Source organism: Roseixanthobacter finlandensis, from assembly GCF_043195105.2.
Taxonomy (GTDB): Bacteria; Pseudomonadota; Alphaproteobacteria; order Rhizobiales; family Xanthobacteraceae; genus NCEH01.
The window spans coordinates 2,370,285-2,394,607 of record NZ_CM195536.1; the positions used below are offsets into that span (position 1 = coordinate 2,370,285).

A 24,323-nucleotide genomic window follows, 5' to 3' on the forward strand; every position below is an offset into this window, starting at 1 on the left:
GGTCTGTCATGACCATTTCCACTTTGAACGCGGATGCCGCGCTCGCCTTCACCCATCGCTTCGAGCCGGCACCTCGTCCCGGTGCCGCGCCGCTGCTGCTGCTCCATGGCACGGGTGGCGATGAGAACGATTTGCTGCCACTCGGCCGCGCGCTCTCGCCCGATGCGGCGCTGCTTTCGCCACGCGGCAAGGTGCTGGAAGGCGGCATGCCGCGCTTCTTTCGCCGGCTCGCGGAAGGCGTGTTCGACCAGGACGACGTCAAGCGCCGCGCCAACGAACTGGCCGATTTTGTCGGGGAAGCCCGCGCGCGCTACGGCCTCGCCGCGCCGGTGGCGGTTGGCTTCTCCAACGGCGCGAACATCGCCGCCGCCATGCTGCTGCTTCGGCCGGAAGCCCTGGCGGGCGCCGTGCTGCTGCGCGCCATGGTACCGCTTGATCTGGCGCCGGCGGGCGATCTTGCCGGAGCGCCGGTGCTGATCCTCTCCGGGGCCATGGACCCGATCGTGCCGGCGGACAATGCCGCAACGCTCGCGCGCATGCTGTCGGCGAATGGGGCGGGGGTGGAGCATGTCACGGTTCCCGCCGGGCACGGGCTCTCGCAATCCGATCTCGCCAAGGCTCGCGCCTGGATCAGCGCCGTGCAGGGTGACCGCTGAGGATGGCGCGCCTCTTCAAGGTCAGGGCCTGATGTCGGGGCCGCAATTGGGGCGGAGAGGTGTTGTGATCAGCGGGGGGCGGGCGATCGTGTCCGCTTCCTGTTGCGTGCGGGCCTCCATCTCGGCCAATGCATCGCGGCCGCTGCACATGAGCACCGAAAATGCGGCGGCGAAGAAATCCTCTATGCCGGCATGCAGCGCGGATGTGGCCAAGATCCCGCCTTCCGGCCCCGGAAGTCGGCGCAGAAGCCCTTCCGCCTCCGCTTCCCGCACCAGCTTCAGAACGTGGGCACGCGAAACATTGCATCCCCGCGCCAGCGCAGAGATGGATACAGTGGCTGACGCCTCGCTGCCGGCCGCCAGCGCATCGTTCGCTGCCTTGGCCAGGAGGAAAGCCATCATTAACCCGCCGTCCCGGTCCGCGAACAGGGCGATCGCGGGGGCGGTGTCGAGCAGGCGAATGCCCGCCACATAGCGCCGGCCCAGTTGCCGGATCAGCGCGCCGAAGAAGCCTGGATTTTCAAGCCCGGTGAGGAGGAGGCCGCCCAGCGGATCGAGCCGCGCCAGCGCGCCACTCAAAATCAACCAGCGCCGAGTCTGCTCGTCCACGAGACGCTGCGTGGGCACCAAGGGACGCGTACGGCCACTGGGCGCGCGAATGTCCGACGTGCGTCCGACTTCTAGAAAACCGGCCCAGCGCATCAGCAGGATCATTGCCTTCGCGCGCCCGCGACTGCAAATGCCGGTATCCTGGCACAGATTGGTCAGCCGCGTGACGGTAAGCCCCACGCCGTTCCGGTCCGGCTCGTGGTGCAGATAGAGCGTGCACAAGGCGAGCGCCAGACGTCCGCGATCGTTGAGAATGCGGTTGGGAAGCAGGTGGCCGCGATACATGCCCAAGAGGCCGCGCATGGCCTGATCGACGGCCATCACGAAGCCGGGCTGCTGGCGCAGCGCCGCCATGTGCATGAAAGCGTCGTCAAACGTTGCGGCAGAGTCCGCTTCGCCTGGCGCGCCCGCAGAGGATCGCTGGTTTTCGTCCATTCCGCGCCTCGGTCTCCGGCCTGCGGCAAGTTTGAGACAAGCAGTAAGAAATATCGTCGTTTAGCACGCCTGCGTCAGGGGGCGAGTCATGTCCGGGGAAATCTTCCCCATTTATTGCCGTGAAGGGTCAAGAATCGCCATTGAGAACCTCGATCGGCACGCCTAACCCTTAGTCCCGATTTCTCTGGGAGTTGAGCCATGTCTCGCCTCGCCGTCATGCTTTCCGCCGCCGTTTTGGCACTGGCCGCCGGTGCGGTCGTGCCCACTCCGAGCCAAGCCGTCGTCTATTGCAGCGGCCCCGGCGTTCCTCGCGGTTGCGTGGTGCGCCCCGCGCCCCGCGTGGTTTATTGCACCCGGCCCGGTTATCCGGCTGGGTGTGTCGCCAACCGCACCGGGGTCGGCGTGCGGCCCGGTGTTGGCGCCGGCGCGGCGGGTGTCGGCGTCGCGCCTGGTGTTGGTGTCGGCGCGCCGGGATATGGTGTCAATGCCGGCGGGCCAGTCAACCGAGTCGGCGTCCGCTGAGCCGGCCCCCTGCCATCACGATGGAGAAGCCTGTGACCTTGAAGACGATCGCGGCCCTGAGCCTTTGCCTGGTCTCCACCTCGGTGTTCGCGGATCGCCCCGCGGCCAACAAATGCGCGGCCGGCCTCGCGGCCGATTCGCAGGCGATCTATGCCGCCGCTGCGCCGCAGATCAAGCCCGGCGTCGATGCGCGCGCCGTCATCACCGCCCAGACCAAGAGCCTGGTCATGTCTGGCCAGATCAACCAGGGGACGGCACGCGCCTCCGCCGAAGCCGCGGCCACCTGCCTCAAGATGATCAATTCCTGATCCTGACGACCAATTCCCCGCTGCCGGTGTCGCCGGCGGCGGGGCGCTGGCGCAGCATTGCCAGCGCCAGCGCGCCACGCTAGAAGCATCTCAACTTACCAATTTTCGGCGGCGCGGCCTGTCGGGGGCGCGCCTCCGGCTTCGGGCCGGCGAGACATCGGGGCAAGCGAGCAATGGTGGCACGCATCTTCAAGCCGGCGCGCAATGCGATGCAGTCGGGGGTCGGCAAGACCAAGCATTGGGTGCTCGAATATGAGCCGGAGCGTGCCCGGTCGGTCGAGCCGCTGATGGGCTACACCAGCTCCGCCGATATGAAGAGCCAGATTAATCTGCGCTTCGAGACCAAGGAAGAAGCGGTGGCCTATGCCGAGCGCCGCGCCATTCCCTACCAGGTGTTCGAGCCCCACGAGCCGGTGCGGCGCAAGATCGCCTATTCGGACAATTTTGCCTTCCGCCGCTTGGGTCAGTGGACTCATTGAAGTCTGCGCCATCGGTGGATGAGGGCGCGCCGTGGGGCGAAACCGCAGCGCGTTCATGTTAGAAGAACGGCTGCGCCGGCCCCGTAGCTCAGCTGGATAGAGCAGCCGCCTTCTAAGCGGCAGGTCGCAGGTTCGAGCCCTGCCGGGGTCGCCAATGCGACGCCTCCGGACCGTCACATTCGGGCCGCGCGGATTCCTGATCGGACGATAGGTTTCCCGTGCAAATCTGCATGCTGCGTCCCAAGGTGCACAGGGCCGCCGAGAAAGCCAGGATGCGAGCCGGTCCTGAGCGGAGACCGCGAAGGTGATTCAGCGCGCCGGCAGCATCGTCCATATCGGCTTCCACAAGACCGGCACGACCTCGATTCAGCATGTGCTGGGGTGCGGGCGCGAAGCCTTGCTGCAGGCTGGATGCGCTTATTACGCCGGCCGCCACATGGCCGATAATCATGTGGAATTGCACGCCGCCGCCATGCGCCCGCATCGCCCATCCACGTTTCGCCTCGGCAGCGGGCTGGTCTTTGACCAAACCTATCGACGCACCGTGGCGCGGGAGCTTGCGTCGTTCGGTGTGGCCCACGCCGGACAAACCTGCCTGTTCTCGGCCGAGGGGGTGTGCCTGCTGCGGCATGAAGACGAAGTCGCGTGGCTGCGGGATGCGCTGCCCCGGCCGGTGCGGATCATCGCCTGTCTGCGGGAAAAGGCGGCCTATATGGCCTCCTATCGCGCGCAGCTCGAAAAAGTCAGGCACATGTGGGGCGGCATCATCCAACGCGATGAATATAATTATACGGAAGACGATTCCTGGCTCTGGGATTATGACGCCCGCCTTGCGCCGTTCCGGGCGGCTTTCGGAAGCGAACAGGTCACGGTGCTTGATTATGATGCGGTGACCAAGGCGCAGGGGTCGATCGTGCCCGGCTTTCTCGAGTCGATCGGTCTGCGCGACGCGCTGCCGCCGCAAGCCTGGGCCGGTCTCTTCCTCAATTCCCGCGTTGCGCGCGGATCGCTATGATTGCAGGCGGCTTTGGCGTTAGAATGCAAAATGATCTGTGCCGAATGCCCAAGATGCCGCCGCCGCTCCATCATCTCCTCTGAGATGCCGCGCCTTCAGACATCGGAAACCGTTGACGAAAAGGCGCCGCCGCCGATCAGCCTGCGCTGCGACCTCTGCGGCAGCAAGAAAGTGCGCATCTACAATTTCACGTCGCCGATCGAAGCGGTGCGCTTCATGGCGAATCGCGGCTGACCGGCGATCCGCACGCCTCAGGCCGCGGCGGTGGCTTTCCTGGTGGTGGGGGTCGGCCAGACCAAAGCGACCGGCTGCGGCGCTGCAATCTGAACGCCCTTGCTCAGCAGGGGAAACCGGCTCAGCAATTGCCCATCCGCATCCAGCGCGAACACCGCGACCCCCGCAACGAAGGGAAGATCGTCGTCGGCGATCTGCAATGCCAGCTCGAGATCGAAACAGACAGTATCAGGCTCCAGTACGGTGGCGCCCGATGCGGTACGCAAGCATGCCCTGACCAGAAAGGCATGGGCAGCGAAATCTGACGGCATGGGTCGTATCCATCTTCGGCTGATCTGCCGCGGCACGGTGTGTTGGCCTTGGCGTCACATGAGGTTTTTATACGCCCAGTGTCGCAATCGGGCTACAGGCAAGCGCTGCATGCCCCAGGACTGAGACGAATGCAGGGATTCAGGCACGGATGGAAGTGATCGGCCTATCGAATCTGGTGCTGTTGGTGTGCGCGGCCCTGGTGGTGGTCGGCACGCTGTCGAGCCTGCTGGCCGCCCGCTTCGGCGCTCCGTTGCTGCTGATCTTCCTTCTGATCGGCGTGCTCGCCGGCGAGGATGGCCCGGGCGGAATACATTTCAGCGATTATGGGGCCACTTATATCGTGGGTTCCGCCGCCTTGGCGGTGATCCTGTTCGACGGTGGCCTGCGCATGCGGGCGACCACCATGCGCGGCGCGCTGGGCCCGGCCTTCCTGTTGTCCACGGCCGGTGTGTTCATCACGGCCGCGCTGGTGGCCGGTGCGGCAATGGTGCTGCTGGGCCTCGGTTTTCTCGAGGGCTTGCTGGTCGGAGCCATCGTCGCGTCCACCGATGCCGCGGCCGTCCTGTTCCTGGTGCGGGCCCAAGGGCTGCGCCTCGGCCGCAGGGTGGGTGCGGTGATTGAGATCGAATCGGCCACCAACGATCCCGCTGCCGTCTTTCTCACCATCATGCTCGTGGAATTGATGATGGCGGGCACGACGCACGCGGGCTGGGACATCCTGGCCGGGGCAGGGCAGGAACTGGTCCTCGGCATTGTGTTCGGCGTCGCCGGAGGATTCTTGCTCACCTTCATGATCAATCGGGTGGATCTGCCGGCGGGCCTGCATCCGGTGTTCGTGGTCGCTTCCGCAATCGTGATCTTCGCCTTCACGTCCGTGCTGCACGGCTCGGGCTTCCTCGCGGTGTATCTGGCGGGCCTCGTGGTGGGAAACCGCCCGGTGCGGGCGCTGGCGGCGATCACCAGCTTCCACGATACGGTGACGTGGCTGTGCCAGATTGTAATGTTCGTGATGCTCGGCCTCTTGGTTTCGCCGCATAGCCTGGTCGATTCGATTCTGCCGGGGCTCGGCGTCGCCGCCTTCCTGATCCTGCTCGGGCGGCCGGCGACGGTGTTCCTGTGCCTGTGGCCATTCGGATTTTCGCTCCGGGAGAAGCTGTTCGTCTCCTGGGCGGGGTTGCGCGGCGCGGTCTCCATCTTCCTGGCCACCATCCCGATGCTCGCCGGCCTGCCGGGGGCGCACACCTATTTCAACATCGCCTTCATCGTGGTGGTGACCTCGCTGCTGCTGCACGGCTGGACGCTTGCGCTTGCCGCGCGACGGCTCGACGTGGCGCTGGCCGATCCGCTGCGCGAGCCGCAGCGCTTCGAGATCGACCTTCCGGGTCAGAGCGAACACGAGCTCGTGGCCTATCCCGTCGCGGCGGGAACCGTCGGCATCCGCGCCGACCTGCTGCCGGAATGGGCGCGCATGGTCCTGGTGGTGCGCGAGGGCAAGGTCCTCGGCCCGGAGGAAGCGGGTCTCCTCCTGGCGCGCGACTATGTCTATCTGCTGACGCCGCCACAGCGGGTTCACCAATTGGATCGGCTGTTCATGTTGGAGGAACTGGTCTGGGGGCAGGATGCCGCCTTCCCATTCGCCGGCGAGATTCGTTTGGGCGATATTGGCGAGCTTTACGGCCTGCCGATTCCCCTGAGGGATCAAGACTTCACCGTTGCGGCTGCTTTTGCCGACCGCACCGACGATCGCCCCGCGCCCGGCATGCGGATCGTGTTCGGCCATGCGGCCATCGAGGTGCGGCAGGTGGAAAATGGCCGTGTGACACTGGCGGCGCTGCGTCTCGAGCGCGAGGATGCCGGACGCGGGACGCAATTCATCCAGGGATTTCTGCGCCTGGCTCGCAAAGGCCGCAATCAGTCGGACACATTTTGAGCGCCACGTGTGCGGCGCGGAACGGCCGCGGCGCAGCCAGGGAGGTACCGGATGGTGCGATTGTTCATGCGGGGACGCAGTGAGGGGCAGGGCGCGCGCGATGCGAGCCGCACGCTCGCCGAAAGCGTCCGACGCATTCTAAGTCTCGATGAGGATGCCTCGGTTTCGGTGAGCGAGATTGCCTGCGGGGACCCCGCCTGCGGCGGCGCCGAAACCGTGATCCTCGTCATGCGGGCTGGCGAGCGCACGCGGGCGGCCAAGCTGCTGAAGCCCCTCTCCACCGTGACCGACGAGGAACTCGCAACCGCACTGGTCCCGCTTTCCGCCCCCGAGGTGAAAACCGCGTAGCGCATAGGCATGAGGCGGAATTTGAGCGTGCGCCTTGACTGGTGCCCGGATTCCCGCTTTGCCACGCGCCGGTTTGAATGCCCATTCCCAGAACGATCGCGTGTGTCCCATCATGACCCAGCCAGCCGCCGCCCCGCTCCGCGCCGGGCGAAGCCTCAATCCGGTCTATACCGACTTGCCGACCACCGTCTTCGAGGTCATGTCGGGCCTTGCCCGCACCCACGAGGCGGTCAATCTGGGCCAGGGATTTCCCGATGATCCAGGTCCGCTCGATGTCCGCCAGGCGGCGGCAGACGCCGTGTTGAACGGCTGGAACCAATATCCGCCCATGATGGGCCTTCCGCAATTACGCCAGGCGGCGGCGGTGCATTATCACCATTGGCAGGGGCTCGATCTCGATCCCGAAAGCGAAATCATGGTGACCTCGGGGGCGACCGAGGCGCTGGCGGGGGCCTTGTTCGCGCTCATCGAGCCGGGCGACGAGGTGGTGCTCTTTCAGCCGCTCTATGACGCCTATCTGCCGCTGGTGCTGCGGGCCGGCGGCGTACCGCGCCTGGTTCGCCTGGAGCCACCGTCCTGGCGGATCACGGCCGAGCAGTTGTCACGCGTATTCAGCCCCCGCACCAAGCTGGTGCTGTTCAACAATCCGCACAATCCCACGGGTGTCGTGCACAGCCGGGAGGAGCTTCAGCTCCTGGCCGATCATTGCATCGCCTTCGACGCGCTCGCGGTCTGCGACGACGTATGGGAGCATGTGGTGTTCGACGGACGCCGGCATCTGCCGCTCATGGCGCTGCCGGGCATGCGGGAACGCACCGTCAAGATCGGGTCCGCGGGCAAGATTTTCGGCATGACCGGCTGGAAGGTCGGCATGGTCTGCGCCGCGCCGGAGCTGATGCGCGTTCTGTCCAAGGCCCACCAATTCCTCACCTTCACCACGCCGCCGAACCTCCAGGCGGCGGTCGCTTATGGCCTCGGCAAGGACGACGGCTATTTCGAGGACATGCGCGCCCAACTCCAGCGCGCGCGCGACCGTTTGGCCGGCGGCCTCTCCGCGCTCGGCTTTCCGGTGCTGCCGAGCGCCGGCACCTATTTCCTGTCCATCGACCTTGCCGCCCTCGATCCTGGGCTGGACGATGAGGCATTCTGCCTGGATCTCGTGCGCACCTATGGCGTCGCTGCAATTCCGGTGTCGGCCTTCTATGCACAGCACGCGGTGCGCTCGGTGGTGCGTTTCTGCTTCGCCAAGCGCGACGCCACCCTCGATGCGGCCCTTGAGCGCCTGGAAAAGGCGATGACGGTATATGGGTGAGCGATCTTTTCCCGCGAACGTCATGTGGTTTTGACCGATCACGGATGCGTCAAGCCGGGCGCAGAGGGCCAAAAGTCGCTTTCCTCAACGTCCAATCAGGGTCAAATGGAGGTCGGCTTACGGAAGGTCGGGCCGATTTCGCTCGAACCTGCGATGTGCGGCATTCGCATTGAGGTGTTTATGGGTTTGGGACGCAGTGCGAACGGGCGCCGGATACTTATGGTCGTTCTCGGTTTTGCCGCGATCGGCGCGGTGGCCTATGCGTGGACCCATGGTCTGATCGGAAAAACAGGCGGAGCCGCGAGCGCTCAGGCTCAGCAGGAACGCCGGGTTCCGGTTCTGGTGGCGCCGGCGATCCAGAAGGACATGCCGTTGCGCCTTGAGGCGCTGGGCACCGTGGAACCCCTGGTAACGGTGGCCATCCGCGCCCGCGTGACCAGCCGGGTGGAGCAGGTGCTGTTCGAGGATGGTGCCGCGGTCAAAAAGGGCGATGTCCTGCTGGTGCTCGATGCGCGCGAGGTCGACGCGCAGATCCGCCAGGCAGAGGCGACCCTCGCCAAGGACAAGGTGCAGCTCGATAAGGCGCTGCGGGATGTGGAGCGCTACAGCGGCCTGCTCGCCCGCAGCGCGGTATCCCAGGTCCAGCTCGACGACGCCAAGACCACCGCTGACATGCAACGGGCCACGGTCGAGCAGGACGAGGCCAATCTTCAGAACCTGCGCGTACAGCGCACCTATTATGAGATCGCCTCGCCGGTGACGGGCCGGATCGGCATTTCCGGCGTGCGCCCCGGCGCGGTGATCCGAGTGGACGATACGCTTGCCACCGTCCGCCAGTTCAAGCCGATTTATGTCACCTTCGGTGTTCCGGAACGCTATGTGGGCGAAGTGCGCGCGGCCATGGGCAAGGCGGACGTGGATCTGCGCCTCCAGGGGAGCAACGACCGCATAGGCGGCGGTCGCGTGGTGGCGATCGACAATACGATTGATCCCCAGACCGGCACGCTGATGGTGCGGGCGCTGTTCGCCAATGACGATGAGCGCCTGTGGCCGGGCACCCTCGGCGACGTTTCGGTGACCCTGCGCATGGAGCCGGACGTGATCGCCATTCCCGCTGAAGCGGTGCAGAACGGGCAGAAAGGCACGTTTGTGTTCGTGATCGAAAAGGGCTTGGCGCAGGTGCGCCCGGTGTCCGTTGCCCGCACGGTGGACGGCGAGGCGGTGATCACGAAGGGCCTCTCCGATGGCGAGACCGTGGTGACGGAAGGCCAGCTTTCGCTGCGCGCCGGCAGCCGCGTGGATGTGAAGACCATAGCGCCGCAGCGGCCGGCCGGGAGCTGAGCCATGTTCGCGGAACTGTGCATCCGCCGGCCGGTCCTGACGACGCTGATGATGTTGTCGCTGATCGTGTCCGGCCTGTTCGCCTATCGCCTTCTGCCGGTAGCGGCCCTGCCGCGGGTGGACTTTCCCACCATCAACATCACCGCGACCCTTCCCGGTGCCAGCCCGGAAACCATGGCCTCGGCGGTGGCGACGCCCATCGAGCGCCAGCTTTCGACGATTTCCGGCATCACCTCGCTTACCTCGTCGAGCACACAGGGTTCGAGTTCGATCACCATCCAGTTCGACCTGTCCCGCAGCATCGATGCGGCGGCTCTCGATGTGCAGTCGGCCCTTTCGGTGGCCCAGCGGCAATTGCCCGACGAGATGACCACGCCGCCGAGCTTTCGAAAGGTCAATCCCGCCGACGCTCCGGTCATCCTGCTCGCCATCTCTTCCGACACGCTGCCCCTGTCCTCGGTCAACGAATACGCCGACACCATTATCGGCCAGCAGATTTCCCAATTGCCGGGCGTTGCCCAGGTCCAGATCTATGGCACGCAGAAATATGCCGTGCGCATCCGCGTCGATCCCGCCGCGGCGGCGACGCGTAATATCTCCGCCTCCGACATCCAGAGCGCAATCCAGGCCGCCGCCTCCAATACCCCCATCGGCCAATTGTCCGGGCCCAAGCAGTCGATCACCATCGACATGGGCATCCCCAAGGCCGATGCGGACGTCTATCGCCGGCTGGTGGTGGCGTGGCGCAACGGCGCGCCGGTGCGGCTGGATGAGATCGCGCGCATCACCAACGGGGTCGAGAACGAGCGCATCGCCTCCTGGTTCAACGACGAGCGGTCCATCGTTCTTGCCGTGGTGCGCCAGCCCGAGGCCAACACAGTCGCCGTGGTGGACGAAGTGCGCGGCCATCTCGCACAATACCGCGCCCAGCTTCCCGCCTCGGTCAATATCCAGGTGCTGAACGACCGTTCGGTGTCCATCCGCGATGCGGTGGCGGATGTGCAGAAGACGCTGATGGAAGCCATCGTGCTGGTGGTCCTGGTGATTTTCCTGTTCCTGCGCAACGTGCGCGCGACCATCATCCCGGCGCTGGCGCTGCCGATCTCCATCATCGCCACCTTCGCCGCCATGTGGATGCTGAACTTCTCGATCAACAACATGACGCTGCTGGCGCTGACCTTGTGCGTCGGCTTCGTGGTGGATGACGCCATCGTGGTGCTGGAGAACATCTATCGCCACATCGAGAACGGCATGAAGCCGTTCGCGGCGGCGATCCTCGGCGCGCGGGAAATCGGCTTCACCATCATTTCCATGACGCTGTCGCTGGTCGCGGTGTTCATCCCGGTCTTGTTCATGGGCGGCGTGGTGGGTCGGGTGTTCCGCGAGTTCGCGGTGACCATCTCCATCGCCATCCTAGTGTCGGGCTTCGTCTCGCTGACCTTGACGCCGATGCTATGTGCCCGCGTCCTCAAACCCGTGGACCATCACAAGAAGCCCAATGCCTTCTTCCGCGTGACCGAGGCCATGTTCGAAGCCTGGCTCGACGGCTATCGGCGCAGCCTGGACTTCGTTCTGCGCCATCGCCCGTTCATGCTGGGCGTTACGTTCGCGACCCTGTTCGCTTCCGTGGCGCTTTATATCGCGATCCCCAAAGGCTTCTTTCCCACCGAGGACACCGGCTTCATCACCGGCACGGTGGAGGCGGCGACCGACACCTCGTTCGAAGCCATGGTCGAGCGGCAGAAGCGGGTCGCCGATGCGGTGCGCGAGGATCCGAATGTCGCCTATCTCGTCTCCACCGCCGGGGCCACCGGCATCAGCCGCACCACCAATACCGGCCGCCTGTTCGTGGCGCTGAAACCGCGCGCGGAGCGCAGCAAAAGTGCAACGCAGATCATCCAGGACCTGCGCAAGCGCATGGCGGTGATCCCTGGCGTCAACGTCTTCTTCCAGCCGGTTCAGAACATCAATATCGGCGGCGTCGCTTCCAAGAGCCAGTATCAATACACGCTGCAAAGCTCGGACACAGACGCCCTCTATGCTGCCGCGCCTGCGCTGCTGGACCGGCTCGCGGAGCTGCCCGGCCTGCGCGACGTGACCTCGGATCTTCAGATCTCCAATCCGCAGCTCACCATCGACCTCGACAAGGACAAGGCGGCCGCGCTCGGCATTACCGAAGCGCAATTGCGCGACGCACTCTATACCCAGTTCGGTACCCGGCAGGTGGCGACGCTTTACACCTCCACCAATCAATATGCGATCATCGCCGAGGTGCAGCCGCGCTTCCAGCGCGATGCCAACGACCTCAGCAAGGTCTATCTGCGCACCTCGAAGGGCGGGGTGGTGCCGCTGGAATCGGTGGCGGAGATTCGCCGCACGGTCGGTCCGCTACAGATTGCCCACCAGCAGCAGCAGCCGTCCGTGACCATCTCGTTCAACCTCACGCCGGGGACCTCGCTCGGCCAGGCCGTGGACCAGATCCGCGCCGCGGAACGGGCGTCGAACCTGCCGGCGAGCGTTTATACCGGCTTCCAGGGCACCGCCCAGGTGTTCCAGGATTCGCTTTCTAACCAGCCGCTGCTGATTCTCGCCGCCGTGGTGGTGATCTACATCGTGCTCGGCATCCTTTATGAAAGCTTCATTCACCCGCTGACGATCCTGTCCGGCCTGCCGTCCGCGGGCATCGGCGCGATCTTGACCCTGATGATCTTCGACATGGAATTGTCGGTGATCGCCATCATCGGCATCGTCATGCTGGTGGGCATCGTGAAAAAGAATGCGATCATGATGATCGACTTCGCGCTCGGCCGGCGGCGCGAAGGCGTGGAGGCGCAGGACGCCATCCGCGAAGCCTGCCTGATGCGCTTCCGTCCCATCATGATGACCACGCTCGCCGCGATCTTCGGCGTGCTGCCAATCGCGCTCGGCGCAGGGGCGGGCTCGGAACTGCGCCAGCCGCTCGGCATCGCAGTGGTGGGCGGGCTGCTGGTGTCGCAATTGCTCACCCTCTACATCACGCCGGTGATCTATCTCTATCTCGACCGGTTCGACCGGATCGTGACCCGCGCGGTCTCCGGCGGCGAGGATCCGCGGCCGGCGCCTCCACCCGCGCCGGCGGAATAGTGCTCCCGGCCAAGCAGCGCACTTTAGTGTTGTTCCAATGCCGGGCCAGATCGGCCCGGCGGCGCTGATTTTCCAGAAGTCTTCCAAGCTCTTTTCGATCCAACTCGCCGCAACGTCGCGTGCATTGCGAAACGCTTTGACGCGCCTGCGTTGATTTGCATGTCCTAATGTATTACTGAACGTTCATGCAGTCACGACTTAATATTGAATGGTTCTAAGGAGCAGAAAAACTTGTTCTAAGCCATTCTGTGCGAGAATTCGATTTGGAGTAATTAAAAATGGCGAAGCATGAACATGGCGGTGCGGCGTGGGGCGCGGAAAACAAGGCGCGGGCTGTGCCGATGATCGGTTTGCAGCTCGACAGCCGGGATCTGTTTGCTGCGGGGCGCGTCATCACCATCGCGCACGGAGAGCAAGTCTACCAGCTGCGCCTCACCTCGCAGGGGAAGCTGATTCTGACAAAATAATGCATCGCAATAAAACTGGCGGCAGGATCGGTCTCCAGTCTGGATGCAATAATCATTAAGATGGCTTCCGTTATCTTCGAATTGCCGGCTATTGTCCTCGCATAGATCCGCGAAAACAATGCCGGACGCGAAGGCCGAGACGGAAGACATGAAAGCGATCGACGCACGCACCCTTCATGCGGGGATAGGGACCGCAGGCGGCATCGATCTGGTGGATGCGGGTCTGCATGTGCCGGATTGCGATACGCTTGCCGCTTCCGCGCCTCAAGGCGGGCAACAGGCGCAGGTCCTGGCGCGCTTTCTGCTCCGCCACATGGATCTGACGGGCACGTCCGCTGCCGTGATAAGGGTCCCCGCGCCAGCGCTCCTGTGCGATGTCCAATGGATCGTGACGCGGGCACCCACTCGCTTGCGGGCGGTGGTTCCCGGCAATGCCTGGCTTGAGGCGGCAACCTTGGCGCAGATGGCCCGACACGGTGTGGTGGCGGTTTCCATCGATGGCGCGGACCTCGCCGCCGCGGGGCAGGCTGTCGCCGGCGTGCTGATGCGGCGCCTCGGCGCCTTCGGGCTTCACCTCCAGCTTTCCGGCACCGAGGCGCGCCGCGCCCTGCCGTTCGTATTGGGACACGCCGTGCCCGTGCTGATCGATTATTGCATCGGTGACGGGCGGGAGAGCGGTGGGTCGCCCGAGATCGAGCAGGTTGGCCACACCGATTTGTGGCTGCGCTTGCGGCTTTCCCGAGAGACCTGCCCGCTGGCCTTGGAGCGGGCGGGGCGCGGTTTGCTGGCCCATTGTCCGCAGCGCATGGTCTGGGGCGGCGGCTCCGCCGGACCAGACGTCATTCTCTCCGCTTTACCTCTCCTGATTCCCGACGGGGCCGCTCTGGCTGGCGTGCTCGGCGCCAATGCCCGCTGGCTCGCCTTCGGCGCCGATCTCGATTGGGACGAATTCGGCGACGCTGCCTGAGGCGGAGTGGGGCGGAGCGCCATTCTTCCGCCCATCTGCTCCGCCAGTGCAGACCATGGGGAACATGGTCGTGGCCAAGCGGGGAGGTGGCTCTTTCCGGCGCGGGCGTTTCTGCTATGGTCCCGCGCCCTGAACGACCGGACCCGACTGAACGCATGGCCATTTCCGAGCCCGCCGGCACGCGCCGCACCCGGGCCATCGATATTGGGACCTTCCTGAGCGAAGGCCTCGATCGCATGGCCGCAAGCCATGCGCGCGCCATGCTCGCGCTGGTGGTGGTGGCTCTGCTCGCCTTCATACCGGGCATTTCCACCATCTCGCCCATCGACCGGGACGAAGCGCGCTTCGCCCAGGCCACCAAGCAGATGCTCGAGACCGGGAATTATGTGGACATCCGCTTCCACGACCAGGTGCGATACAAGAAGCCGGCCGGCATTCATTGGCTCCAGGCCGCGAGCGTGACCCTCGGCGAGGCCCTTGTCGGCCCGTCGGCGCGCTCCTCCATCCTCTTTTATCGCCTGCCGTCCTTGTTCGCCGCCATCGGCGCCGTGCTGCTGACCTATTGGGCGGCGCTGAATTTCGTGTCGCGGCGTGGCGCCCTGCTGGCCGGCCTCATGATGGCGAGCTGCGTGCTGCTGGGGGTGGAAGCGCGCCTCGCCAAGACCGACGCCATGCTGCTGTTCACCACGCTCTGCTCCATGGCGGCCCTGGCGCGAATCTATGTGCGGCCCGACGGCGACAGGACGCGCGATTTCGGCTGGGCGGCGCTGTTCTGGACCGGGCTCGGCGTCGGCATCATGATCAAGGGACCTATGGCGCCCCTGTTCGTGGGCCTGCCGATCCTGGTTCTGGTGATCATCGAGCGGTCCGGCGGGTTCCTTCGGCGGTTGAAGCCGCTGCCGGGGCTGGCCTGGTGCGCGCTGATCTGCCTGCCGTGGTTCATCGCCATTTATTTCGTCACCAACGGCGCCTTCTACAAGCTCGCGGTCGGCGTCGACATGCTGGGCAAGGTGACGGACGGGCAGGAGGGGCATTGGGGCCCGCCGGGCACCTATCTCCTCGCCATGTGGGGCACCTTCTGGCCCGCGATTGCGCTGGTGGCCATGGCGGTGCCGTTTGCCTGGCGCGCCCGCAAGGACCGCGCGGTACGCTTCCTGCTGGCCTGGGTCGTCCCGGCCTGGATCGTGTTCGAGATCACCGCGACCAAGCTGCCGCATTATGTGCTGCCGCTTTATCCCGGCCTTGCCATCCTCGCCGCTCTGGCCATGGAGCGCGGCGCGCTCGCGGGGCAGGGGCGGCGGATGCGGGATTTCGCCAATCTCTGGCCGATCCTCGGCGGCCTTTTATTCATCGTGCTCGTGGTCGGCTTCCATTATCTCGGCAGCGGGCTGGGGCTTGCCGCCTGGCCGCTGCTGGCGGTGGCGGTGGTGCTGCTGGTGATCGCCGCGCGCAGCATTGCCGCGCCGGGACCGCAGGCGGCCTTCCTCGTCGCGGTGCTGGGCGCCCTGGTTCTGTATTGGGGCGTGTTCGGCGTGCTGCTGCCGCAGATGCGCGGCGTGTGGATTTCCGAGCGCCTCGCCGAGATCGTGCACGAAAGCGGCTGCCCGGCGGCCAATGTCGCGACCGTCCCCTATCAGGAGCCAAGCCTCGTGTTCCTTGTGGGGACAGATATCAAGTTCACCGATCCCCATCAGGCCGGCGACCTGCTCAAGAAGGGCGGCTGCGCGATCGCCTTCATCGGGGCGGATATGAAGCCGTTGTTCGAGGCCCACGCCCGCGATATCGGCCTGGCCTACCGCGCCACCGCGACCGTGGACGGCTTCACCTATAATGGCGGCCGCAAGGTGAGCATCACCGCTTACCGGCCGGCGGAGGGCACGCCATGACCGCCGCTGCGCCGCGGGAGAGCGGGGCCAATGGCCGCCTTGCGCGCATGCTCGCCGATCTTCTGGCGGTAGTCGCGAGCCTGCTCGGCGCCTGGCGCTATCTTTGGCATCGACCCGTGCGCGGGCCGCGGCCGCGGATCGGGCTGGCCGGGGCGGTGGAAGGGGTGTCCCTCGCCATTCTCGTGGTGAGCATGATCGCCGCCTTGATGATCCTTGTGGATCCGTTGATCCCCGGCCTGCGGCTGAAGACGCCGATGGGCGTGGTGCATTTCTTCGAGCGGATCACCGTGCTCGGGCTCGGGGGCGTGATTCTGTGGCCGCTTGGCCTTGCCCTGCTGGGCGTGCTCGCGCTCAAGCCTCGTCTCGACGACATGGGCCGGCGCATCGCGGCCGCCGTGGTGGCGCGGGTCGGCTTCGTGTTCCTCAATGTCGCCGGCGTCGGGCTTGCGGTGCTGGTGGTGAAATATCTGCTCGGCCGCGCGCGGCCCTACATGGCGCTTCACCTCACCGGGCCGAACGCGCAGCTGACGTTCGACTGGTTTGCCATGCGCGCCAGTTTCTCCTCTTTTCCCTCCGGACACAGCACCGTGGTGTTCGCCGTGGCCCTGGCTTTCGCCGCCCTCTTTCCCCGCGCACGCGGCGCGCTGATCGCGGTCGCGACTCTTGTCGGTGTATCGCGCGTTGTGCTCGGCTCGCATTATCCCAGCGATGTGCTCGCGGGCGCGGCGCTGGCCAGCGTTTCGACCATCCTCCTGGTGAAGCTGTTCGCCGCGCGCCGTCTGGTCTTCGCCGTGGCGGGGGACGGAACCATCCGCCCCATGGCGGGGCCGGGCGCACACAGGCTCATCCGTCTTATCCCTAAATCCGCACGCATGTCCGCGCTCGAAGAGGCGAGATCTTGAATTCCCCCGCGCCCAATACCCCGCACAATACACGCCTTTCGGTCGTCATCTCGGTCAAGGACGAGGCGGAGAACATCGCTCCTCTGGTTGCCGAGATCGACGCCGCGCTCAAGGAGCCGTTCGAGCTGATCTTCGTGGACGACGGGTCCGCGGACGATACGCTGGCGCAGCTCAACGCCGTCGCCGCGACACGGCCTTATGTCCGCATCCTGCGCCATGCCAAGGCCTGCGGGAAATCCGCAGGTGTCAACACGGGCGCCTGGGCGGCGACCGGCGAGATCCTTTTGCTGCTCGACGGCGACGGGCAGAACAATCCGATCTATCTGCCGGAGCTGCTGCGCACGCTAGACGAGGGCGGCCCCCGCGTCGGCATGGCGCAGGGCGAGCGGCAGGGGCGCAAGGACACCGCCTTCAAGCGCGTCCAATCGCGCATCGCGAATGCGGTGCGGGGGGGATTGCTGCAGGACGGAACCAAGGATACAGGGTGCGGCCTGAAAGTCGTGCGGCGCGAACTCTATCTGCGCCTGCCGGTATTTGACGGGCTTCACCGCTTCACGCCCGCGCTTGTCGCGCGTGAAGGGTATCGCGTCGTGACATATCCGGTGGTGGACCGGCCGCGCTGGCACGGCAAATCCAAATATGGCTTCTTCGACCGCCTTTGGGTCGGCATCGCCGATCTGCTCGGGGTCTGGTGGCTGATCCGGCGCCGTCGCGTGCCGGAACTGGTTGAGGTTGATCCGAATGCTCGTTGAACTGGTCCAAGCCGCCGGGGATTATCTGCACGACGTGTTCGTCACGCAGCTTGATTGGTGGGTTGTCCTCGGGTTCGTCGCCCAACTCCTGTTCACCATGCGGTTCGTGGTGCAGTGGCTTGCGAGCGAGCGGGCCGGGCGATCGGTGATTCCGTTCGCGTTCTGGACCTTCTCGCTCGGTGGCGGCACGCTGCTGCTGATTTATGCCTTGTATCGCAAGGACCCGGTGTTCATCGCCGGGCAGGCGCTCTCGACCTTCATCTACATCCGCAATCTGCAATTCGCGCTGCGCGAGCGCCGGGCGGATCGCGCCGCGACCTGAAGCCTTTCTCCTCCTTGCCGCTGCCCGCCCCTCCCCACACCCGGGGAGAGGGGGCATCGGGAACCCTGGCCTATGCCACCGACATCTTTGCGAACGCCTGCTCCAGGTCCGCCATGAGGTCGGTCGTATTTTCGAGGCCGATATGCAGGCGGATCGCAGGGCCTTCCGCGTGCCATCTGGTGGCCGTGCGATAGCTGGTGCAATCGAATGCGATGATGAGGCTTTCGTAGCCGCCCCAGGAATAGCCCATGCCAAAATGCACCAACGCATCGAAGAAGGCCGCCAGGGCCTGATCCGAAACGGGCTTCAGAATCGCGCTGAACAAGCCCGAGGATCCCTTGAAGTCGCGCTTCCAGATGGCATGGCCAGGGTCGCTCTCGAGCGCGGGATGCAACACCCGGGAAACCTGCGGCAGGCTTTGCATCCAGCGGGCCACCTTCAACGCCGAATCCTGATGCCGCTCCAGCCGCACCGCGAGCGTGCGCAGACCGCGCGATCCGAGCGCGGCATCATCGGGGCTGATACAAATCCCCATGTCGCCGTGCAAATCGTGCACGCGCTTCCAGCTCGGCCCCACGGCGGAGATGGTGCCGAGATTGAGGTCGGCATGCCCGCCGATATATTTCGTGCCGGCCTGGATCGAGATATCCACGCCGAAATCATGCGGCCTGAAGAAGAAGGGCGTCGCCCAGGTATTGTCGATCAGCGTGGTGATGCCGCGGGCGCGGGCGACGGCGGTGATGGCCGGGATGTCCTGCATCTCGAAGCTTTGGGAGCCGGGTGCTTCGAGGAAAATGGCCCGGGTGTTGTCCCGTAAAAGGTTGGTGATATCGGCGCCGATCAGGGGATCGTAATAGCTTGTCTCCACGCCCATTTTCTTCAGCACGGTGTCGCAGAAGCGGCGGGTGGGATAATAGGCCGTGTCCACCATCAGCAGATGGTCGCCGGCGGAAAGCGCGCTGAGCAGGGCGATCGAGCACGCAGAGAGGCCCGACGGGGTCAACACCACGCCATCGGAACCTTCAAGGGCTTTCAGGGCCATTTCAAGCGCTTCGGTGGTCGGATTGCCGCGCCGGCCGTAGCTGTAGCGGCTGCGATGGGCAGCCAGATCGGCATAGCTCGGATAGAGCACCGTCGAGCCGCGGACCACCGGCGGATTGACGAAGCCATCGAAACGGAACGGGTCGCGGCCGAGGCGGACAACTTCAGTCTCTGGCTCGAAACTTGCTTTACTTTGAGTGGGCGCCATTGGATGCTCCGAAATGCCTAATCCTGCATCTGCCCACGCACGCGGCATGCTATTGACCACCCGGTCGTGAGGGATTGAGATGTATCCCATACGACGTCCCGGACAACGGCGTCGATCCCGAACCGCGGGACGTTGTCCGATTGGATTCAGGTGCAACAAGAGAAGGGACCTTCCGTGAAACGCATCCTGTGTGCAGTGGCTGGATTGATCGCGCTCGGCGTCGGCGCGGCGGCAGCGGCCGATGAAAAGCCTAGCACTCTTAAAGACGTGATTGCGCGTGGCGCTCTCAACTGCGGCGTGACCCAAGGATTGCCGGGGTTCTCCAATCCCGACGACAAGGGCAATTGGACCGGAATCGATGTGGACTTCTGCCGCGCTGTCGCGGCCGCCATCTTTGGTGATGCCACCAAGGTGAAATATTCTCCGCTCTCGGCCAAGGACCGCTTCACGGCGCTCCAGTCGGGCGGCATCGACGTGCTCTCGCGCAACACCACCTGGACCATGTCGCGCGACACCACCCTCGGCTTCAACTTCGCCGGCGTGATGTATTACGACGGCCAGGGCTTCCTGGTGCGCAAGTCGCTCAACCTCAAGTCCGTGAAGGACCTGGCGGGCGCCTCGATCTGCGTGCAGACCGGCACCACCAACGAGCTGAACGTTGGCGATTATTTCCGCACCAACAACCTCAAATATGAGCTGATTGCGTTCGCCACCATCGACGAGACGGTGAAGGCCTATGATTCCGGCCGTTGCGATGCATTCACCTCGGACCAGTCGCAGCTTTATTCGGTGCGGCTGAAGCTGACCAACGCGAATGACCACGTCGTTCTGCCGGAAGTCATCTCCAAGGAGCCACTCGGACCGCTGGTGCGTCATGGCGACGATCAGTGGTTCGACCTCATCAAGTGGACTTATTTCGCGCTGCTCAACGCTGAGGAACTCGGCATCACCAGCAAGAATGTCGACGAGATGGTCAATTCCCAGAATCCGGAGATCAAGCGTCTCCTGGGTTCGGATGGCAAGTATGGCGAAGCGGTCGGCGTGCCCAACGATTGGGTCGTCAAGATCGTGAAGCAGGTCGGCAATTACGGCGAAATCTTCGACCGCAATCTCGGCCCGGCGACCCCGCTCGCCATCAATCGCGGCCCCAACAAGCTGTGGACCCAAGGCGGCCTTCAATACGGCATGCCCGTCCGCTGATGCGATGATCCGGCGCCCCTGCGGGCGCCGGATTTCTTTCGCCGAACCCTCGGCGCCGGTACGGCTGCGGCTGGCGGCGGAACGACCTTTCTCTCTTTTTGCATTTTCCCAAAGGGGCCGCAGAGTCCCGGATCTTGAGGGGCTAGATGACAGACGCACGCTGGTCGGAGCCCGCTCCGACGCGCCGGCGATGGTCGTGGACCGACCCGGCGCTTCGTTCCGCAGTGATCCAGATCGCATTGGGCATCGCGCTCATCTGGCTCGCCTGGTCGTTCTTCGCCAATGCCCAGGCCAACCTTGCCCGGCAGGGCATCGCATCGGGTTTCGGCTTTCTCGACAATTCCGCCGGTTTCGGCATCACGCAGACGCTCATTCCCTATTCGGAATCCATGAGCTACGGCCGGGCCTTCCTGGTGGGCCTGCTCAACACGCTGCTGGTGGCGTTCCTGGGCATCATTCTCGCCACCATCCTCGGCTTTCTCGTGGGTGTGGCCCGCCTTTCCGAGAATGTGGTCATCAAGGCGCTGGCCTCCGCCTATGTGGAGGTCACGCGCAACCTGCCGCCGCTGTTCCAGATCTTGTTCTGGTACCTCGCGGTGCTGGCGGCCATGCCGAACCCGCGCCAGAGCTGGGGCTTCGGACTTCAGCCCCTGTTCAACTTCCTCGCCGACAGCTTCGCCGGCATCGGCCTTGCGCCGCTCTCGTCCACGTTCCGGGCTTTAGCTGGCGACGTCGCGGGTCCGTCGGTGTTCGTGAACAATCGCGGCCTCGTGGTTCCCCGCCCGGTGTTTGAAAGCGGCTTCGTCTGGGTGGTGGTGGCATTCTTCGTCGCGATCGTCGCATTGATGCTGATCGCCCGCTGGGCCAAGGCGCGGCAATTGGCGACCGGCCAGCAATTCCCGGTGTTCTGGACCGGGTTCGGTCTCATCGTCGGCCTGCCGATCGTCACCTGCTTCGCCCTCGGCGTGCCGGTCACGCTGGAAACACCCCATCTGCAAGGCTTCAACTTCGTCGGCGGCATCCGGGTGATCCCGGAATTCGTGTCGCTGCTGCTGGCCCTGTCGATCTATACGGCCGGCTTCATCGCCGAGATCGTGCGCGCCGGCATCCTGGCCGTGTCCAAGGGCCAGACCGAGGCAGCGAAATCCCTCGGGCTGCGTTCAGGGCCGACCCTGCGTCTCGTGGTCATTCCGCAAGCGATGCGCGTGATCGTGCCGCCGCTGACCAGCCAATATCTCAACATCACCAAGAACTCGACCCTGGGTGTCGCGGTGGGCTATCCGGACCTGTTCGCCATTTTCGCCGGCACGACGCTGAACCAGACCGGACAGGCGATTGAAATCATCGCCATCACCATGGCGGTCTATCTCACCATCTCCATTCTCACCTCGATGCTGATGGGCTGGTACAACAAGCGCGTCGCGCTCGTGGAACGGTGAGGGTGCCATGAACACCGCAACGCGCCCCGCACCCCAGGCGGCCTTTGTCGCCCCCAAGGACCTGCGCCCCCAAGAGCCGGCGCCGGTCTCCAATCGCGGAATCTATGGCTGGTCCCGCGCCCATCTGTTCGGCTCGGTCGGGCAGGTGCTGCTGACCCTACTGGGCATCTTCGTGGTCTATGTCACCATTCCGCCGCTGCTGAAATTCTTCATCTTCGATGCGGTCTGGAGCGGTGCCGGGCGCGACGCGTGCCTGCCGGAAAAGATCGGCCGGCCGGTCGGCGCCTGCTGGCCTTTCATCTATGCCAAGTTCAACCAGATCCTCTACGGCTTCTATCCGGAGAGCGAACGCTGGCGGGTGAATGTGGTCTATTTCCTGGGCGCGGCGCTGCTCGCCCCGCTGCTGTTTCCAAAGGTGCCTTACAAGCGTTTGAACGCCCTGGCCTTCTTCTGCGTCTATCCGGTCGTATGCTTTGTTCTGCTCACCGGCGGCAATCTCTCGTTCAATAATTTCCTGCTGGGCGGCACCGGGCTTGAAAACCTGAACGGCTCGTTCGCGGGATTGCGCCTGTCTTATTGGGTGCAGTTCATCATCGTCACTGGCATTGCCTGCGGCATCGCGGCCCTGGCGGCCCCGGTGTTCGGCGGTAGCCGGCGCGGGGCGGTGCACGGCACGCTCTCCGCTTTCGGCATCCTCGCTTTGGTGCTGCTGGCGATGGACCTGGATTTCGGCCTCCAGGAAGTGGAAACGCGCCAATGGGGTGGCCTGCTGGTCACCCTGGTCATCGCCGTCACCGGCATCGTCGTGTCGCTGCCGCTCGGCATTCTTCTGGCGTTGGGGCGGCGATCCAACCTGCCGCTGGTGAAGATTTCGTCCATCGTCTTTATCGAGTTCTGGCGCGGCGTGCCGCTCATCACCGTGCTGTTCTTCGCCACCTACATGCTGCCTTTGTTCCTGCCGGGACGCTTCAGCATCGATGGTCTGTTGCGGGCGCTCGTGGGCGTGGCGCTGTTTGCCTCCGCCTATATGGCCGAGGTGGTGCGCGGCGGGCTCCAGGCTATACCCAAGGGCCAATATGAGGGCGCGCAGGCGATGGGCCTGCGGTCCGGGCTGATGATGCGGCTCGTCATTCTGCCCCAGGCGCTGAAACTAGTGATTCCTGGAATCGTCAATAATTTCATCGGCCTGTTCAAGGATACGACCCTGGTTCTGATCGTCTCCATCTTCGATCTGCTGGGCATTCTGCGCGCCTCCTTCACCGATCCGTCCTGGGCGACGCCGACCACGCTGTTCACCGGCTTCGGCTTCGCCGGGCTCGTCTATTTCGTCTTCTGCTACGGCATGTCCCGGTATTCGATGGCGCTGGAAAAGCGGCTCGACCGGTCCAACCGTCATTGAGGGAGCGTGCCATGTCTTCAGTCTCTCATACCCAAGATCCGCTCATCGCCGAAGTCGAGGCGAATGCGCCCACCATCGCGGTGGAACTGGTCGCCGTCAACAAATGGTACGGCGATTTCCATGTGCTGCGGGATATCAACCTCACGGTGAAGCGCGGCGAGCGCATCGTCATCTGCGGACCCTCCGGCTCCGGCAAATCGACCATGATCCGCTGCATCAACCGCCTGGAAGAGCACCAGAAGGGCAGCATCGTCGTCGACGGGATCGAACTCACCAATGATCTCAAGCGCATCGACGAGGTGCGCCGCGAAGTTGGCATGGTGTTCCAGCATTTCAACCTGTTTCCGCACCTCACCATATTGGAGAATTGCACGCTCGCCCCCATGTGGGTGCGCAAAATGCCCAAGAAAGAGGCGGATGAGGTGGCGATGCACTTCCTCACCAAGGTGAAGATCCCCGAGCAGGCGAACAAATATCCCGGCCAGCTTTCCGGCGGTCAGCAGCAGCGCGTCGCCATCGCGCGGGCGCTGTGCATGCGCCCCCGCATCATGCTCTTCGACGAGCCCACCTCCGCCCTCGACCCGGAAATGGTGAAGGAGGTTCTCGACACCATGGTGAGCCTCGCCGAGGAAGGCATGACCATGCTGTGCGTGACCCACGAAATGGGGTTTGCCCGGCAGGTGGCGGACCGGGTGATCTTCATGGACGCCGGCCAGATCATCGAGATGAACGAGCCCAACGCCTTCTTCTCCAATCCCCAGCATGAGCGCACCAAGCTCTTCCTCTCGCAGATCCTGCACTGAGGGATGCCGGGCGCGGCGAACCGAAACCCGCGTCCGGCGTTACATCTCCAAGACGAATGGGAGGTGTGACATGGAAGACCAGACCGAACGCCGCGAGGAAGCCGCCTTCCGCGTGGCCGACCAGCGCGGGGCCGAGGGGGAAGTGGTGAAGCCGGCCCCGAAGGCCAGGCAAGGCCTCACCTCGGGGCGCATCGTCACCATTCTCGCGGTGGGGTTGGTGCTCGTGATCATCGGCTTTGCCGCGAGCTATATGACGTCTGTATAAGGGAGCTGGCACGCCCCGCCCCCGGCGCGCCATCAGCAGGCAAGGCAC

General features: G+C 64.6%; 24 protein-coding genes and 1 tRNA gene. 22 read left to right on the top strand and 3 right to left on the bottom strand.

All coding sequences use genetic code 11. The annotated features are described in order from the left end of the window. The first annotated feature begins 8 nt into the window (after nucleotides 1–8). Nucleotides 9–656: an alpha/beta hydrolase gene (locus V5G24_RS11070; protein WP_394082728.1), complete on the top strand. Its 648-nt coding sequence runs from the start codon at nucleotides 9–11 to the stop codon at nucleotides 654–656. Nucleotides 657–677: 21 nt separating this feature from the next. Here V5G24_RS11070 and V5G24_RS11075 read toward each other — a convergent pair whose 3' ends face one another. Further along, entirely contained in the window at nucleotides 678–1,700 is a 1,023-nt protein-coding gene (locus tag V5G24_RS11075) for a hypothetical protein (RefSeq protein ID WP_394082726.1), read from the bottom strand. Between the two features lie 554 nt (nucleotides 1,701–2,254). Between V5G24_RS11075 and V5G24_RS11080 the strand changes: the two genes are divergently transcribed. The 5 genes from V5G24_RS11080 to V5G24_RS11100 all read left to right on the top strand — a co-directional run bounded on the left by V5G24_RS11080 (nucleotide 2,255) and on the right by V5G24_RS11100 (nucleotide 4,258). Continuing rightward, nucleotides 2,255–2,530 carry a hypothetical protein gene (locus tag V5G24_RS11080; RefSeq protein ID WP_394082724.1) on the top strand — a complete coding sequence of 92 codons (276 nt, stop codon included), beginning with the start codon at nucleotides 2,255–2,257 and terminating at the stop codon, nucleotides 2,528–2,530. A 173-nt stretch (nucleotides 2,531–2,703) separates the two neighbouring features. Next, nucleotides 2,704–3,009 (top strand): ETC complex I subunit, encoded by a 306-nt coding sequence (locus V5G24_RS11085; protein WP_394082722.1) that lies wholly within the window; start codon nucleotides 2,704–2,706, stop codon nucleotides 3,007–3,009. Between the two features lie 77 nt (nucleotides 3,010–3,086). Beyond that, nucleotides 3,087–3,163, top strand: a tRNA-Arg gene (locus V5G24_RS11090). Nucleotides 3,164–3,313: 150 nt separating this feature from the next. Then, nucleotides 3,314–4,024: a hypothetical protein gene (locus V5G24_RS11095; RefSeq protein WP_394082720.1), complete on the top strand. Its 711-nt coding sequence runs from the start codon at nucleotides 3,314–3,316 to the stop codon at nucleotides 4,022–4,024. Beyond that, nucleotides 4,025–4,258, top strand: a complete 234-nt coding sequence (locus V5G24_RS11100; protein WP_394082718.1) for a hypothetical protein — start codon at nucleotides 4,025–4,027, stop codon at nucleotides 4,256–4,258. 17 nt (nucleotides 4,259–4,275) lie between these two features. Here V5G24_RS11100 and V5G24_RS11105 read toward each other — a convergent pair whose 3' ends face one another. Continuing rightward, the gene (locus V5G24_RS11105) at nucleotides 4,276–4,569 is read right to left on the bottom strand and encodes a hypothetical protein (protein WP_394082716.1); all 294 of its coding nucleotides are present in this window, start codon (nucleotides 4,567–4,569) and stop codon (nucleotides 4,276–4,278) included. 149 nt (nucleotides 4,570–4,718) lie between these two features. Between V5G24_RS11105 and V5G24_RS11110 the strand changes: the two genes are divergently transcribed. The 11 genes from V5G24_RS11110 (at nucleotide 4,719) to V5G24_RS11160 (ending at nucleotide 17,920) form a co-directional block, all read left to right on the top strand. Next, nucleotides 4,719–6,500: a potassium/proton antiporter gene (locus tag V5G24_RS11110; protein WP_394082714.1), complete on the top strand. Its 1,782-nt coding sequence runs from the start codon at nucleotides 4,719–4,721 to the stop codon at nucleotides 6,498–6,500. A gap of 51 nt (nucleotides 6,501–6,551) precedes the next feature. Then, nucleotides 6,552–6,848 (top strand): hypothetical protein, encoded by a 297-nt coding sequence (locus V5G24_RS11115; protein WP_394082712.1) that lies wholly within the window; start codon nucleotides 6,552–6,554, stop codon nucleotides 6,846–6,848. Nucleotides 6,849–6,960: 112 nt separating this feature from the next. After that, the gene (locus V5G24_RS11120; protein ID WP_394082710.1) at nucleotides 6,961–8,160 is read left to right on the top strand and encodes an aminotransferase; all 1,200 of its coding nucleotides are present in this window, start codon (nucleotides 6,961–6,963) and stop codon (nucleotides 8,158–8,160) included. Between the two features lie 219 nt (nucleotides 8,161–8,379). After that, complete coding sequence (locus V5G24_RS11125) at nucleotides 8,380–9,501, top strand: efflux RND transporter periplasmic adaptor subunit (RefSeq protein ID WP_394082708.1); 1,122 nt, start codon at nucleotides 8,380–8,382, stop codon at nucleotides 9,499–9,501. 3 nt (nucleotides 9,502–9,504) lie between these two features. Next, the gene (locus V5G24_RS11130; protein ID WP_394082706.1) at nucleotides 9,505–12,624 is read left to right on the top strand and encodes an efflux RND transporter permease subunit; all 3,120 of its coding nucleotides are present in this window, start codon (nucleotides 9,505–9,507) and stop codon (nucleotides 12,622–12,624) included. A gap of 278 nt (nucleotides 12,625–12,902) precedes the next feature. Next, nucleotides 12,903–13,091, top strand: a complete 189-nt coding sequence (hemP, locus tag V5G24_RS11135; RefSeq protein WP_394082704.1) for a hemin uptake protein HemP — start codon at nucleotides 12,903–12,905, stop codon at nucleotides 13,089–13,091. Between the two features lie 148 nt (nucleotides 13,092–13,239). Then, nucleotides 13,240–14,058: a hypothetical protein gene (locus V5G24_RS11140; protein WP_394082702.1), complete on the top strand. Its 819-nt coding sequence runs from the start codon at nucleotides 13,240–13,242 to the stop codon at nucleotides 14,056–14,058. A 155-nt stretch (nucleotides 14,059–14,213) separates the two neighbouring features. After that, nucleotides 14,214–15,944: an ArnT family glycosyltransferase gene (locus V5G24_RS11145; protein WP_394082700.1), complete on the top strand. Its 1,731-nt coding sequence runs from the start codon at nucleotides 14,214–14,216 to the stop codon at nucleotides 15,942–15,944. Beyond that, nucleotides 15,941–16,846, top strand: coding sequence for a phosphatase PAP2 family protein (locus V5G24_RS11150; RefSeq protein WP_394082698.1), 906 nt, complete (start codon nucleotides 15,941–15,943; stop codon nucleotides 16,844–16,846). Before V5G24_RS11145 ends, V5G24_RS11150 begins: the two co-directional genes overlap by 4 nt. Further along, nucleotides 16,843–17,598, top strand: coding sequence for a glycosyltransferase family 2 protein (locus V5G24_RS11155; RefSeq protein ID WP_394082696.1), 756 nt, complete (start codon nucleotides 16,843–16,845; stop codon nucleotides 17,596–17,598). Before V5G24_RS11150 ends, V5G24_RS11155 begins: the two co-directional genes overlap by 4 nt. Next, the gene (locus tag V5G24_RS11160) at nucleotides 17,588–17,920 is read left to right on the top strand and encodes a lipid-A-disaccharide synthase N-terminal domain-containing protein (RefSeq protein ID WP_394082694.1); all 333 of its coding nucleotides are present in this window, start codon (nucleotides 17,588–17,590) and stop codon (nucleotides 17,918–17,920) included. Before V5G24_RS11155 ends, V5G24_RS11160 begins: the two co-directional genes overlap by 11 nt. A gap of 70 nt (nucleotides 17,921–17,990) precedes the next feature. Here the strand turns inward: V5G24_RS11160 and metC are convergent, their stop codons facing one another. Continuing rightward, complete coding sequence (gene metC, locus V5G24_RS11165; protein WP_394082692.1) at nucleotides 17,991–19,169, bottom strand: cystathionine beta-lyase; 1,179 nt, start codon at nucleotides 19,167–19,169, stop codon at nucleotides 17,991–17,993. Between the two features lie 174 nt (nucleotides 19,170–19,343). Here metC and V5G24_RS11170 point away from each other — a divergent pair, with 174 nt between their 5' ends. From V5G24_RS11170 to V5G24_RS11190, 5 genes are all read left to right on the top strand, one after another. Then, nucleotides 19,344–20,369 carry an amino acid ABC transporter substrate-binding protein gene (locus V5G24_RS11170; protein WP_394082690.1) on the top strand — a complete coding sequence of 342 codons (1,026 nt, stop codon included), beginning with the start codon at nucleotides 19,344–19,346 and terminating at the stop codon, nucleotides 20,367–20,369. A gap of 146 nt (nucleotides 20,370–20,515) precedes the next feature. Continuing rightward, nucleotides 20,516–21,808 carry an amino acid ABC transporter permease gene (locus tag V5G24_RS11175; protein ID WP_394082688.1) on the top strand — a complete coding sequence of 431 codons (1,293 nt, stop codon included), beginning with the start codon at nucleotides 20,516–20,518 and terminating at the stop codon, nucleotides 21,806–21,808. Between the two features lie 7 nt (nucleotides 21,809–21,815). Continuing rightward, nucleotides 21,816–23,207, top strand: coding sequence for an amino acid ABC transporter permease (locus V5G24_RS11180; RefSeq protein ID WP_394082686.1), 1,392 nt, complete (start codon nucleotides 21,816–21,818; stop codon nucleotides 23,205–23,207). 11 nt (nucleotides 23,208–23,218) lie between these two features. Next, nucleotides 23,219–24,010: an amino acid ABC transporter ATP-binding protein gene (locus V5G24_RS11185; RefSeq protein WP_394082684.1), complete on the top strand. Its 792-nt coding sequence runs from the start codon at nucleotides 23,219–23,221 to the stop codon at nucleotides 24,008–24,010. A gap of 70 nt (nucleotides 24,011–24,080) precedes the next feature. Beyond that, nucleotides 24,081–24,275 (top strand): hypothetical protein, encoded by a 195-nt coding sequence (locus V5G24_RS11190; protein ID WP_394082682.1) that lies wholly within the window; start codon nucleotides 24,081–24,083, stop codon nucleotides 24,273–24,275. The last annotated feature ends 48 nt before the right edge of the window (nucleotides 24,276–24,323 follow it).